Annotated in this window: 10 protein-coding genes; 8 read left to right on the top strand and 2 right to left on the bottom strand. The window is 67.2% G+C overall.

Features of this window, described 5'->3' with window-relative positions; translation table 11 throughout:
* Positions 1-3 precede the first annotated feature (3 nt).
* A complete protein-coding gene (locus AC5RTS_RS15705; protein WP_493992947.1) occupies positions 4-996 on the top strand; it encodes a GNAT family N-acetyltransferase in 993 nt (330 codons plus the stop codon).
* On the opposite strand, the gene AC5RTS_RS15700 is transcribed toward AC5RTS_RS15705, so the two are convergent.
* The gene (locus tag AC5RTS_RS15700) at positions 993-1,700 is read right to left on the bottom strand and encodes a metal-dependent transcriptional regulator (RefSeq protein ID WP_493992946.1); all 708 of its coding nucleotides are present in this window, start codon (positions 1,698-1,700) and stop codon (positions 993-995) included. The two genes, AC5RTS_RS15705 and AC5RTS_RS15700, sit on opposite strands and share 4 nt — an antisense overlap.
* 116 nt (positions 1,701-1,816) lie before the next feature.
* Here AC5RTS_RS15700 and AC5RTS_RS15695 point away from each other — a divergent pair, with 116 nt between their 5' ends.
* The 3 genes from AC5RTS_RS15695 (at position 1,817) to AC5RTS_RS15685 (ending at position 4,896) form a co-directional block, all read left to right on the top strand.
* Complete coding sequence (locus AC5RTS_RS15695; RefSeq protein WP_493992945.1) at positions 1,817-2,194, top strand: metal-sensitive transcriptional regulator; 378 nt, start codon at positions 1,817-1,819, stop codon at positions 2,192-2,194.
* A 49-nt stretch (positions 2,195-2,243) separates the two neighbouring features.
* The gene (locus AC5RTS_RS15690; protein WP_493992944.1) at positions 2,244-2,468 is read left to right on the top strand and encodes a heavy-metal-associated domain-containing protein; all 225 of its coding nucleotides are present in this window, start codon (positions 2,244-2,246) and stop codon (positions 2,466-2,468) included.
* Positions 2,469-2,559: 91 nt separating this feature from the next.
* On the top strand, positions 2,560-4,896 hold the full coding sequence (locus AC5RTS_RS15685; protein WP_493992943.1) for a heavy metal translocating P-type ATPase: 2,337 nt from the start codon (positions 2,560-2,562) through the stop codon (positions 4,894-4,896).
* Between the two features lie 73 nt (positions 4,897-4,969).
* Here AC5RTS_RS15685 and AC5RTS_RS15680 read toward each other — a convergent pair whose 3' ends face one another.
* Complete coding sequence (locus tag AC5RTS_RS15680) at positions 4,970-7,480, bottom strand: DNA gyrase/topoisomerase IV subunit A (RefSeq protein ID WP_493992942.1); 2,511 nt, start codon at positions 7,478-7,480, stop codon at positions 4,970-4,972.
* 110 nt (positions 7,481-7,590) lie between these two features.
* On the opposite strand from AC5RTS_RS15680, the gene AC5RTS_RS15675 reads away from it, so the two are divergent.
* From AC5RTS_RS15675 to AC5RTS_RS15660, 4 genes are read left to right on the top strand one after another with little or no spacing between them, the layout of a single operon-like run.
* Complete coding sequence (locus AC5RTS_RS15675) at positions 7,591-10,278, top strand: bifunctional acetate--CoA ligase family protein/GNAT family N-acetyltransferase (protein WP_493992941.1); 2,688 nt, start codon at positions 7,591-7,593, stop codon at positions 10,276-10,278.
* Between the two features lie 60 nt (positions 10,279-10,338).
* Positions 10,339-11,007, top strand: a complete 669-nt coding sequence (locus AC5RTS_RS15670) for a DUF5998 family protein (protein WP_493992940.1) — start codon at positions 10,339-10,341, stop codon at positions 11,005-11,007.
* A gap of 4 nt (positions 11,008-11,011) precedes the next feature.
* Positions 11,012-12,229 carry an alkaline phosphatase family protein gene (locus AC5RTS_RS15665; RefSeq protein WP_493992939.1) on the top strand — a complete coding sequence of 406 codons (1,218 nt, stop codon included), beginning with the start codon at positions 11,012-11,014 and terminating at the stop codon, positions 12,227-12,229.
* 2 nt (positions 12,230-12,231) lie between these two features.
* The gene (locus AC5RTS_RS15660; RefSeq protein ID WP_493992938.1) at positions 12,232-13,038 is read left to right on the top strand and encodes a thymidine kinase; all 807 of its coding nucleotides are present in this window, start codon (positions 12,232-12,234) and stop codon (positions 13,036-13,038) included.
* Positions 13,039-13,101 lie beyond the last annotated feature (63 nt).

The raw sequence follows: 13,101 nt of genomic DNA, 5'->3' as shown, positions 1-13,101 counted from the left end.
TGGATGCAGACTCCTACCCCGCCCGTGTTCCCCGGCCCGGAGACAGGTCTCCGCTGGCGCTCCATCGACGCCGAAGATGTGGACGCCTGGTATGCGCTGATCCGCAGAATGGCCGAAGCTGACAAGCCCGGCTGGGTGGAGGACCGCAGGGACCTGGAACAGGCGCTGGAGACCACATCCGGCGATCCGGCCCGGGACACGCTCATCGGCCTGGACAGGGACGGGGTGGCGCGGGCCTACGGGCGCATTGCCCTGAACCCCGGTTCCGAGATCGGGTCAGGCTTTGGCGGAGTGGATCCGCAGTGGCGCCGCCGGGGTATCGGAGTGGCCATTGTCCGCTGGCAGGAATCCCGGTTGCGTGAACGCCTGATCACCGAGCACCGGAAGCACGGCGTGCTGCGGACGTATGCGGAGGAAGCCAATGCCTCGCAGGTGGCCCTTCTGGAGTCCGCCGGTGCACAGGTGGTCCGGTACTTCACGGAGATGAGCCGTCCGCTGGCTGCCGGCCTTCCCGACGCCGAGCTGCCCGAAGGCATGGAGTTCGCCACCTTCAGCGAGGAAAACTCCGATGCCATCCGCCGCGCCCACAACGAGGCGTTCAGGGACCATTGGGGCAGCGAGCCGCGGAACAAGGAGCGCTGGGGATTCACGGTGAGCCACCCCGAATTCCGTCCGCAGTGGAGTTTTGCGGTGCTGGATACCGGGTCCGGGGAAGTGGCTGCCTATCAGCTCGCCAGCTTCGACCCCGAAAGCAAGGAGATCCACGGCTACACCGAGGGGTACACCATGCTCCTGGGCGTGCGGCGGGACTGGCGCGGAAAGAAGCTGGCACCGGCGATGCTGCGCGAGGCCATGCGGCGCTTCCGGGACGACGGCATGGAAAACGCGGGTCTGGGCGTGGATACCGAAAACCCCTCCGGCGCCCTCGGGCTTTATGAAAGCCTGGGATATAAGCCAACCCACCGCGAAGTGGTCTTCGACAAAACCGTCCTCTAAAGGGGCGGGGCAGCGGATTCGGCCCCGGCCGCCTCCGCCGGCGCCAGAATCCAAATCGCTTCCGCGGCGGGCAGTCCCAGATCCAGGGTCCGCCCCGCTGCCTCCACGGTGAGGGTTCCCGCATAGGGCTGGCGGCTCAGCACCGTGAGTTCGGTGTCCAGGTGAAGCCCCAGCCCGGCGATGTACCGGAGGAGGTCCGGCTCGTTATCCGAGACGCGTGCCACCGTGCCGCGGGTTCCCTCCCCGCAACGGCTCAGCCGCATGGCGTCCAGGATCGGAAACCTGCCGTCCCGGGCGGGAATGGGATCCCCGTGGGGATCCCTGACGGGATTTCCCAGACGGTCCGCCAGGGCATCGACCATTTTGTCCGAGACGGCGTGCTCCAGGTGCTCGGCTTCATCGTGCACCTCATCCCAGCCGTAGCCGAGATAGTCCACCAGGAATGTTTCGATGAGCCGGTGCCGGCGAACCATGGCCACGGCGGCCTTTTCGCCGGCTTCCGTCAGGGCAATGGAGCCGTAGCGGGCATGCGTCAGCAGCCCCTTCTTGGTCAGCTTCTTGACCGCTTCGGAGACCGAGGACGGCGAAAACCCCATGTGCAGGGACAGCGCGGACACCGTCAGCGGCTCATCCGTCCATTCCTGCGCGGTCCAGATGACCTTCAGGTAGTCCTGTGTTGCTGTTGAAAGTTCACCGTGTGCCACGCCCACTACATTACGGGAACGCCGGAAAACAGCCCACATATACCCCCTAGGGGTACTTGTAGCTATACCCCTCAGGGGTATACGTTAAGCGAAAGGCCTGCGCAAAGGAGATCATTATGGGCGACACCGCAAGCATCCTCCCCGAAACCGCCGTGCCGGAAGCCGCAGCGGCGGGATCCGCCGAAGCCGGGTCCGCCGGCGCACACGGATACACCTCCGACAAGGACGCCTATCTGCGCCGGCTGCGGCGGATCGAGGGCCAGGTCCGCGGCATTGCCCGCATGGTCGAGGAGGACAAATACTGCATCGACATCCTCACCCAGGTGGCTGCCATCAACAAGGCACTGCATGCAGTCAGTCTTGGGCTGGTCCAGGACCACATGTCGCACTGCGTTGTCGGGGCCGCACAGGAGTCCGAGCGCACCGGCAACCCGGAGATTGTCCAGGCGAAGGTCCAGGAAGCCGCCGACGCCATTGGGCGCCTGCTGCGCTAGCCGCAGCTAAGCCGTTCACCAAAGTAAATCCACAGGAAGAAGCAAAGACATGGAAACCACCACACTGAACATTTCCGGCATGACCTGCGGCCACTGCGTTGCCTCTGTCACCGAAGAACTGGAAGCCATCAACGGCGTCGATGACGTGACGGTGGACCTGAACGCCGGCGGTGTCTCCACCGCCACCGTCACTTCGGCGCGGGCCATTACCCCGGCCGAGTTCAGCGAAGCAGTTGCCGAAGCAGGCTACACCGTGGTTGACGGGGGCCTCTGAGCGCCCTTCGCGGGACAGGGAAGCAGGCGGAAGCGGACGGCCCGCTCACCCGGCGCAGCAGGAGCGCATCATTGACAGGAAGGGACGGATCATGGACACGCAGGATGTGCTGAACTCCAATACCAGGGCAGTGGAACTCGATATCCAAGGTATGACGTGCGCGTCCTGCGTGGCGCGGGTGGAACGCAAGCTGGGGAAGATTGAGGGCGTTGAAGCGTCGGTCAACCTGCCGCTGGAAAGCGCGCGGGTGACCGTCCCGGATACGGTCACCGACCAGCAGATTCTCGACGCCGTCAATGCAGCCGGGTATACCGCCCGGCTCAAGGAGCGCCCGGGACGGCCCGGCGGCGCTTCGGCGGCGCACCGGCACGCCCACGGCACGGCCCGTCCCGGCGGCAGCGGGGGAGGCCCGGACGCGCACGATGCCGGTGACAACGGCGGAGAGCACCTGGACCACATGGCCCACGGCGGAACTGCCGCATCGCTGCGGCCCAGGCTCATCCTGGCCGCCGTGCTCAGTGTTCCCGTGCTGCTGATTTCCATGGTTCCCGCCCTCGGATTCCCGCACTGGGGCTGGGTTGCCGCGCTGCTGGCCCTGCCCGTGGTGACCTGGTCGGCCTGGCCTTTCCACCGCGCCGCTGCGATTAACGCCCGGCACCTGGCCTCCACCATGGACACCCTTGTCTCCATCGGCGTGGCCGCCTCCTACCTGTTCTCGGTGGGCGAGCTGGTGGCAAATCCCGGCCTGACCGCTGATCCCGGCATGGGCACCGAAGCACACCTGTACTTTGAAGTTGCCGCCGTCGTCGTCACCTTCCTGCTGCTGGGGCGCTATCTGGAGGCCAACGCCAAGACCAGGGCCTCCGATGCGCTGAAGGCGCTGTTGAACCTGGGCGCCAAGGATGCCGCCGTGCTGCGGAACGGGGAGGAAATCCGCGTCCCGGCGGACGAGCTCGCCGTCGGTGATGTGATTGTGGTCCGCCCGGGGGAGAAGATTCCCACGGACGGCATAGTGGTTCAGGGCCGTTCGGCCGTTGACGCCTCCCTGATCACCGGGGAGTCGGTTCCCGTGGAAGTGGACGTGGACAGCCAGGTCACCGGGGCCACCATCAATACCTCCGGCCGGCTGCTGGTCCGGGCCACCCGGGTGGGCAGCGAGACGACCCTGGCGCAGATGGGCCGGCTTGTCAGCGAGGCACAGTCCGGCAAGGCGCCGATTGCCCGCCTTGCCGACCGGATCAGTGCGGTGTTTGTACCCGTGGTGCTGGGCATCGCCGTCCTGACGTTTGTGCTGTGGCTGGTTTTCTCCGGTGATCTGCAGGCAGCCTTCGTGGCGGCCGTTGCCGTCCTGGTCATTGCCTGCCCGTGCGCCCTGGGCCTGGCCACCCCGGTGGGACTGCTGACCGGGACCGGACGGGGCGCCCAGCTGGGTATTCTGATCAAGGGTCCGCAGGTCCTGGAGGACACCCGCACGGTGGACACCATCGTGCTGGACAAAACCGGCACCGTCACCACCGGGCGGCTCTCCGTGGCGCGGTTGCGGCTGCTGGACAGTGCCCCGGAAGGCCTCACCGACGCCGGTCTCCTGCGCCTGGCCGGGTCCGTGGAGGCCGCCGGTGAGCACCCGATTGCCCGTGCCATCGCGGCCGCGGCATCCTCGGGACCCGGTACGGCGCCGGTCACGGACTTCGATTCAGCACCCGGCGGGGGAGTGCGGGGCAGCGCGGACGGCCACCGGGTTGTGGCGGGCCGCCCCGCCTGGCTGGATGAGAACGGCATTGACCTGGATGATGCCGCCTATGCGGGGCTGCGGGAGGAACAGGAGGCGGGTTCCACCGCCGTCCTGGTGGCCGTGGACGGCAGGGCCGCCGGAATCATCAGCCTGCAGGACACCGTCAAGGCGGGCTCGGCTGCGGCCATTGCTACGTTCCACAAGCTGGGCCTGCGCCCGGTGCTGCTCACCGGTGACAATGCCGTAGTAGCGGCCCGGGTGGCGGAGCAGGTGGGCATCCCCGCTGAGGACGTCCTGGCCGACGTGCGGCCGCAGGGCAAAGTGGACGCGATCCGCCGGTACCAGGAGCAGGGCCGCACTGTGGCCATGGCCGGTGACGGTGTCAATGACGCCGCGGCCCTGGCCCAGGCCGATCTGGGGATCGCCATGGGCTCGGGAACCGACGTTGCCATGGAAGCGGCGGACCTGACCGTGATGGGCAGCGACCTGGGCCAGGTGGCCACGGCCATTGAGCTCTCCCGCCGCACGCTGCGGACCATCAAGACCAACCTGTTCTGGGCCTTCTTCTACAATGCGGTGGGCATCCCGGTGGCAGCCTTCGGACTGTTGAACCCCATGATTGCCGGTGCCGCCATGGCCGCCAGCTCAGTACTGGTTGTGGCGAACTCGCTTCGGCTGCGCAGCTTCGGCAAGTAAGGCAGCCCAGACGCAGCACGGCAAAAACGGCAGGCAGGCTCAGTGAGCCTGCCTGCCGTTTTACTTTGCCCGGTTAGGCTCCGGGATGGCCCTGGCTGGGACCGACGGCGTCAACCGCGTTGGCCAGCGGAACACCGGATCCGTCGCGGCGCCCATGCTCGGTCGGCAGCGCCCGGGCCACGCCGTTGGCCGCGGCGGCCTTGGCCGGACCGTGCCCGGCCCACGCCACCGCCAGGCTGTCTTCGCCCTTGAGGAAGCGATGCGCCCGGACACCTGCGGTGGCCCTGCCCTTGGCCGGGTACTCCGCAAACGGGGTGACCTTCACTGATCCGCCGGGCGTGCCCGGCAGCGTTTCGCCGGCTGTGGAGACGGTGACGACGACGGCGTCGGGATCCTCCGCAGCCACCGTGCCGAAGAAGACCACGGCATCATCGGCGGCAAGCTTGATGCCGGCCACACCTCCGGCTGTCCGGCCCTGGGCGCGGACGGCCGAGGCGGGGAAGTGCAGCAGCTGGGCCGAGCGGGTCACAAAAACCAGCTCGTCACTGTCGTTGGCGGCAACCGCCGCTCCCACCACTTCGTCCTTGGGCTTGAGCGTGATGGCTTCCCAATCGTCACGGTTCAGCGGATAGTCGGGATTGACCCGCTTGACGACGCCGTTGCGGGTTCCCAGTGCCAGTACCTCGTTCAGCGGAACCAGGCCAATCAGTTTTTCGCCCTTGCCCAGGGTCATGAATTCCTTCACCGGCACGCCGCCGGCCAGATTGGGAAGCCCGGCAGTGGAGGGCAGGGCGGGCAGGTCCAGCACCTGGATCCGGACCATCCGGCCGGAAGAGGTCAGCGCGCCGATCTCGCCGCGGGCGGTGGTCTTCACGACGGAGCGGAAGACATCGTGGCGGACCCGCTGGCCGCCCTCGACCAGCGGCTCCTGGTCCGAGGTGCGGGCCACCTGGCCGGACGTGGTCAGGATGGCCCAGCAGGGGTCATCCGGGATCTCCAGCGGCAGCACTGCCTTGGCGCCCTTGCCGGTGGTGCCGGCGGCGGCGGTGACCGCAGCACCCTTCAACGGCGACGCCGCTTCGGATTCCAGCAGCACGGTGCGCCGCGGTGTCGCGTATTTCGCTGCAACTTCACCCAGCTCGGCGGAAACGAGGGCGCGCAGGCGCTCTTCGGAGTTGAGGATGGCCTCCAGTTCCTCGATGGCCCTGCGCAGTTCCTCCTGTTCCTTTTCCAGTTCGATGCGGGAGTATTTGGTCAGCTGGCGCAGGCGGAGTTCCAGGATGTGGTTGGCCTGGATCTCGGTCAGGTCATAGATGGCCATGAGCCGTTCGCGTGCCTGCGCGGTTTCATCCGAGGACCGGATGATCTGGATGACCTCGTCAATGTCCACGATGGCGATGAGCAGGCCCTCGACCAGGTGCAGGCGGTCCTTCTTGCGGCCCAGCCGGTAGGCGGTGCGACGGCGGACCACGCCGATCCGGTGGGCAATGTAGACCTGCAGCAGTTCAACCAGGCCCAGGGTGCGGGGCTGGCCGTCCACCAGGGTCACATTGTTGATGCCGAAGGAATCCTCCATGGGCGTGAACTTGTACAGCTGCGCCAGCACGGCGTTGGGGTTGAACCCGTTCTTCAGCTCGATCACCAGCCGGAGCCCGTGGCTGCGGTCCGTGAGGTCCACAATGTCGGAGATTCCCTGCAGCTTTTTGGAGGTAACCGCGTCCTTGATCTTTTCGATCACCTTCTCCGGACCCACCATGTAGGGCAGCTCGGTGACCACCAGGCCGGTGCGCCGGGCGGTCAGCTGCTCAACCTCCACCTTGGCGCGCGTCTTGAACGAACCGCGGCCGGTGGCGTACGCATCCCGGATGCCGTCCAGGCCCACAATGCGGCCGCCCGAGGGCAGATCAGGCCCGGGGATAAAGCGCATGACCTCATCGAGTCCGGCGTCCGGATTGGCAATGAGGTGCTGGGTGGCGGCAATAACCTCACCCAGGTTGTGCGGGGCCATGTTCGTGGCCATGCCCACGGCAATACCCGTGGCGCCGTTGACCAGCAGGTTCGGGAACGCCGCCGGAAGCACTTCCGGCTGCTGCAGCTGGTTGTCGTAGTTGGGCACGAAGTCCACAACGTCTTCATCCAGGTGATCCGTCAGCGTCAGGGCCGGAGCTGCCAGCCGGGCCTCGGTGTACCGCGCGGCGGCCGGGCCGTCGTCGAGCGAGCCGAAGTTACCGTGCCCGTCGATCAGCGGGAGCCGCAGCGACCAGTCCTGCGCCATGCGCACCATGGCGTCATAAATGGCGGTGTCGCCGTGCGGGTGGAGCTTGCCCATGACCTCGCCCACCACGCGAGCGGACTTCACATGGCCGCGGTCCGGACGCAGGCCCATGTCGGACATCATGTACAGGATGCGCCGCTGGACGGGCTTGAGGCCGTCACGCGCATCGGGCAGCGCACGCGAATAAATCACCGAATAGGCGTACTCGAGGAAGGAACCTTCCATCTCGGTGGTGACATCAATGTCAATGATGTTCTCGGCGATCTTTTCGCCGGGTACGGACTTGGAGACGGGTTGGCGCCGGGCCATGCTTTTGTCGAATCCTTGCAGTGGTAGGGGGTGGATGTTTTCCATGCGGCCGCAAAACCATGCGGTGCGGGATAAATGCGGTGGGGGAGAATGCCCACTACTCTGAGTCTATGGTGGAGCAGGGACATTACCCCGAATATTGGGAAGCGGACGTCGTGTTGCGTGACGGCGGAACCGGCCATTTGCGGCCGGTGTCCCCGGCTGACGCGGATGCCCTGCAGGCGTTCCACATGCGGCAGTCGCAAAGCTCCATCTACCTCCGGTTCTTCACTTACAAGGCTAAGCTCAGCAGCAAGGAGCTGGAGCGCTTCACCAATGTGGACTACCGCAACCGGGTGGCCTTCGTGATCACCATCGGCGAGGAAATCATCGGCATCGGCCGCTATGACCGCCTTGATGACCCCACTGAGGCCGAAGTGGCGTTCAACATAGCCGATGAGCATCAGGGCCGCGGACTCGGCTCGATCCTGCTCGAACACCTCGCCGCCGCGGCCCGGGAGAACGGCATCCGGCGGTTCTCTGCCGAAGTCCTGCCGGAAAACCGGAAGATGATCGGCGTGTTCGCCGACGCCGGGTACGAAGTCAGCAGGCACTTCGACGACGGCGTGATTGCCCTGGACTTCAACATCGACCCCACCGAAAAATCGCTGGCCGTGATGGAAGCACGTGAGCACCGTGCGGAGGCGCGCAGCGTCGCGGACCTGCTCTCTCCGACCTCGATAGCCGTCATCGGCGCCAGCCGGGAGTGGGGCTCGGTGGGCCAGCAGCTGCTGGAACACATCATTGAAGGCGGATTCAAGGGATCCGTCTACGCGGTCAATCCTGAGGCGTTCGAACTGGCCGGGATGATTTCCTACGGCCGGATTGCCGATGTCCCCGAGACCGTGCAGCTGGCCGTCATCGCCGTGCCGTACGAGCAGGTCCTGGAAGTGGCCGATGAATGCGCAGCCGCCGGCGTCAAGGCGCTGCTGGTGGTCACGGCCGGCTTCGGCCCGAAGGGGCCGGAGGGCCTGGCCCGGCAACGCGCCCTGGTGCGCCGGGCCCGCGCCCACGGCATGCGCGTGGTGGGGCCGGCCTCCCTCGGACTCATCAATACCCGGCCCGAGGTGTCGCTCAATGCCTCCATGGCGCCGGCCATGCCCAGACGTGGAGGCCTGGGGCTTTTCAGCCAGTCCGCAGCCATCGGCGTCCTCCTCTACGCCACCGCCCAGCGGCGCTCCCTGGGGCTTTCCTCCACCATCTCCGCCGGCAACCGGGCCGACGTGTCCGGCAACGATGCCATGCAGTACTGGGAGGACGACGCCGACACCCGGGTCGTGGCGATGTACCTGGAGTCGGTGGGCAACCCGCGCAAGTTCTCGCGCCTGGCCCGACGGCTGGCGCGCACCAAACCCGTGATTGTGGCCAAATCGGATGTCACCGGGCAGCAGCTGCCGCCTGGCCATGCGGTACGGACCACGCAGGCGCCCCCGGGAGCGCTTGATGCGATGCTGCGCCAGTCCGGTGTCATCCGGGTGAGTACCAACGAGCAGCTGATAGATGTGGCACAGATTGCGGTCAGCCAGCCGCTGCCGCGCGGACGCCGGATCGCGGTATTCAGCAACTCAGTGGCCCTGGGCCGGGTGCTGGCGGATGCCTGCACCGGCATGGACCTGGACATTGCCCGGCTGGAAACGGAGCTGGCACTGGATACCGGCATGAGCGTGGCGCTGCCGCAGCTGCGCCGGACCGTCACCGAGGTGCTCTCCTCCGACGAGGTCGACGCCGGCGTCGTCGCTGTCCTGCCGGCCCCCGGCGTGGGGACCGAGGCCATCGCCGCAGTGCTGGCCGAGTGCGTGCAGGCAACCGGCAAGCCGCTCGTGGCGGCGTTCACCGGGATTGTGGATCCGCGGGTCCATGTTGAAGGGCTGCTGGCAGCGGACGCCGGCGGGCAGGGGGAGGGGCTTCCCTGTTTCAGCAGCCCCGGGGCGGCGGTCAGCGCCCTGGCCTCGCTGGTCCGCTACACCGAGTGGGCGGACCGGGACCACGGCACTTTCGTGGAACCGGACGGTGTGGACACCGAAGGAGCAGCCGCCTGCATCGAGTCCTTGATGGACCAGGTGGAAGGGGACCGGCTGACCCGCCTGGACCAGGACCAGGCCGCCCGCCTGCTGGCGTTCTACGGCATTTCGGTGCTGCCGGCGATTAGTTTCACCACCGAGGACGAAGCTGTGCAGGCGGCGGAGCAACTGGGCTGGCCGGTAGTGGTCAAGACCCGCGAAGGACACCTTCGGCACCGGCTGGACCTGGGGGGAGTGCGGCTGAACATGTTCACCCCCGAAGCGCTGCGGACCAACATCGTGCAGATGCGTGATGCCCTGCAGCGGTACGGCAGCTTCGAGATGGAAGTGCAGTCCATGGCGCCCAGCGGCCAGGGCTGCCTGATCCGTGCCATTGAGGATCCCCTGCTGGGGCCGGTGCTCTCCTTCGGGCTGGCCGGAGACGCTACCTCCCTGCTGGATGACTGGGCCCACGGGGTGCCGCCCCTGACCGACCGCGATATTGCCGATCTGGTGCGGACGCCGAGGGCCTCCGTGAAGCTCCTTGGCTATCAGGGCCTGCCGGTGGCAGACACGGCAGCGCTCGAGGACCTGATCGCCCGGATAGCGGTGCTGAAGGACGAGCACGCCCAGATCGGGCTGATCGAAATCAACCCGGTGCTGGTGTCGGCCGAAGGCGTGACCGTGCTCAGCGCCGACATCCGCCTCGGCCACCCGCAGCGGCGTGCCGACAGTGCGCGGCGGGCGATGCGGGACTGATCTTCCCGCCGCCCGCGCGCCATTTAGGCACTGGGGCCCGATCTGGGGGAAACTGGAAGCATGTCGCCGTTACTATCCGCTGAACGCCGCAGCCTTGATGCCTCCATGGAACGCGCGGGCTTCTACCCGACGCTCCTGGCCGACGTCGTCCATGACGCCCTGGACGGCCGGGAACCGCTGTCCCACCTGATCCACCTCGAAACGCACTTTGAGCGCACCGAGGTGCACCGGCACATCACCGTGCTGGTTCTGACCGAGGACATGCTGGTCATCACCCACGTGGATGACCAGCAGCTGGATGAGGCCGGCGAGCAGATGATGGCCCAGGTGTCCACCGAATCAGTTCCGGTCACCCAGATCCGCTCCGTGGTGCTGGGCTACATGTATGCCCAGCCGCAGAACTACAAGCCCTCCGATCCGGTGCGCGAAATGACCCTGGCCATTGCCTGGTCCGGCGGCCAGCGGCTGGACATGGGCCCGGCCGGCTGCGCGGACCCCCAGTGCGAAGCCGACCACGGCTACACAGGCACGGTGGCGCAGGAGGACATTGTGCTGCGGGTCAGCTCGGAAGCCGACGGCGCACAGGCCGTGCAGAATGCCAAGGCCTTCGCGCGTGCCCTGCGCAAGGTCAACACCGATACCACCACCGCGCCCCGTCCGCTGGACGGCGACACGCGGCGTGTTCCCGGCATCAGCGGGCGCTTCAACCGCGCCCACCCGCAGCGGTAGTTCCGTGGGATCCGACTCCATCGCTCCTGCAGCCCTGCCCGCCGCACCTGCCTACGGCCGCCGCTCCGTCAGCGATGTCCTGGCCAGTGCAGCCGCCATCCTCCGCGTGCCCGGATATACCAACCGCCTGAACCTGCCGGCCGCCCAACGCGTCTGTGTGGTGATGGTGGACGGCCTGGGCCTGTCCCTGTTGAAGAAACGCGGCGGACATGCCCCGTTCCTCCGCAGCTTCCTCCCCGGGTCCCGGAGCTTGGATGCGTCCTTCCCCACCACGACGGCGGCCTCGCTGGCGTCGCTGGGCACGGGCCTGCCGCCCGGGCAGCACGGGCTCGTAGGCTACGACGTGCTGGATCCCGGCCAGGACAAGGTGGTGAACATGCTCGGCTCCTGGGACGCCGGTGTGGATCCGCTGCGCTGGCAGCCGCATCCCACCGTCCTGGAAAAGGCGGCCGAGCATGTTTCGGTTGCCACGGTCAGCCTGCCCCGCTTCGCAGACTCCGCGCTCACCCGGGCCGCACTCCGCGGCGGAACGTTCATCCCGGCTTCCGGCGTCCATGCACGGGTGTCCGCAGCGGTGGACGCCCTTGCCGGGGCGGACCGGATGCTGATGTACCTGTACTGGAACGAGCTGGACAAGGCAGGGCACCGCTACGGAGCCGGGTCCACCGAGTGGGGCAACGAGCTGGAAGAGCTGGACAGCGCCCTCAAACGCCTGGTGGCGCGCGTACCGGCCGGCACCCTGGTGCTGCTGACGGCAGACCACGGGATGGTGGACGTTCCCGCCAGCCAGCGCTTTGACTTCAGCACGCAGCCTGAACTCGTCGACGGGGTCCGGCATACTGCGGGCGAGCCGCGCATGGTGCACCTGTACCTGGAACCCGATGCCGGCAGCGCGGGCCTGGAACGGCTGCGGTCCGCGTGGCAGGAGGCCTATGGCAGCCGCGCCTGGGTCTTCACCCGCGACGAAGCGGTCCGGGCCGGGTATTTCGGACCGGACGTGGATCCGGCCGTGCTGCCGCGGATCGGTGACCTGCTGGTGGCTGCACGCGAACCCATTGCCCTCTACGACATGCGGCGCGTGGCGCCCTCGGCTTTCGAGGTTGTCGGCCAGCACGGCTCCCTGACCCGGGCTGAGTGCGAAGTCCCACTGCTCGTACTGGCCCGCCCCGAAACCTCCACCCGCTCACACGCCCGGCCCCGTGCGGCCAGCGGCGGAAAGTAGTCATGGCAGAACTGGTCTTTTTTTCGGGCACCATGGATTGCGGCAAGTCAACGCTGGCACTCCAGATGGATTACAACCACAGTGCCCGCGGACGCGGGGGAATCCTGTTCAGCCGCAATGACCGTGCAGGGGAGTCCATGATCTCCAGCCGGCTCGGGCTGCAGACGCCCGCGGTTGAAGTCCGTGATGATACGGATTTCTGGGCCGAGGTACTCAGCTGCCGTGAGGCGGGGCACAACGTGGACTACCTGATCTGTGATGAGGCGCAGTTCTACAGCACCGAGCAGGTGGAGCAGCTGGCCTGCGTGGTGGATGAAATGGGCATTGACGTGTTCGCCTTCGGCATCACCTCGGATTTCCGCACCCGGTTGTTCCCCGGGTCCCAGCGTCTGGTGGAACTTGCCGACCGCATGGAGGTCCTGCAGGTGCGTGCCCTGTGCTGGTGCGGACGGCGCGCCACCCACAACGCCCGTACCGTCGACGGCGTCATGGTGACGGAGGGGGACCAGGTGGTGGTGGGAGATGTCGAGGCCCGCGCCTCCGCCTCTGCTGCGCCGGATGCGCGCCGCGACGGGAGGGCCGATGCCCCGCCACTGTTTGATGACCAGCCTTTGTTTGACGCGGAGGAACTGCTGGACGCGCAGCCTTCCGGTACCGCCCCGGCGGTTGGCTACGAAACCCTCTGCCGCCGGCATTACATGCGCCGGGTGACCGCGCACCAGGCGGCGCGTCTGACCGATGACGGCGAGCCTGCCTCGGCAGACATCTGTTCAGTGGAACCGGCCGCGGGACAGCGCCGGCGCTCCTAAGCAAAAAGGGCTGCCCGCCGAGGCGGGCAGCCCTTTTTGCTGCCGGTGGAACCGGAAGTACCG

This window comes from Arthrobacter sp. MDT1-49-2, assembly GCF_059090185.1.
The sequence above is the reverse complement of the archived record's forward strand: the minus strand, read 5'-3'. Positions and strand labels throughout refer to the sequence as shown.

Coding starts and splice junctions, on each gene's coding strand:
- AC5RTS_RS15680 (WP_493992942.1), bottom strand. CDS start 7,480: ATGGCCCGGCGCCAACCCGTCTCCAAGTCCGTACCCGGCGAAAAGATC.
- AC5RTS_RS15705 (WP_493992947.1), top strand. CDS start 4: ATGCAGACTCCTACCCCGCCCGTGTTCCCCGGCCCGGAGACAGGTCTC.
- AC5RTS_RS15660 (WP_493992938.1), top strand. CDS start 12,232: ATGGCAGAACTGGTCTTTTTTTCGGGCACCATGGATTGCGGCAAGTCA.
- AC5RTS_RS15690 (WP_493992944.1), top strand. CDS start 2,244: ATGGAAACCACCACACTGAACATTTCCGGCATGACCTGCGGCCACTGC.
- AC5RTS_RS15670 (WP_493992940.1), top strand. CDS start 10,339: ATGTCGCCGTTACTATCCGCTGAACGCCGCAGCCTTGATGCCTCCATG.
- AC5RTS_RS15675 (WP_493992941.1), top strand. CDS start 7,591: ATGGTGGAGCAGGGACATTACCCCGAATATTGGGAAGCGGACGTCGTG.
- AC5RTS_RS15685 (WP_493992943.1), top strand. CDS start 2,560: ATGGACACGCAGGATGTGCTGAACTCCAATACCAGGGCAGTGGAACTC.
- AC5RTS_RS15695 (WP_493992945.1), top strand. CDS start 1,817: ATGGGCGACACCGCAAGCATCCTCCCCGAAACCGCCGTGCCGGAAGCC.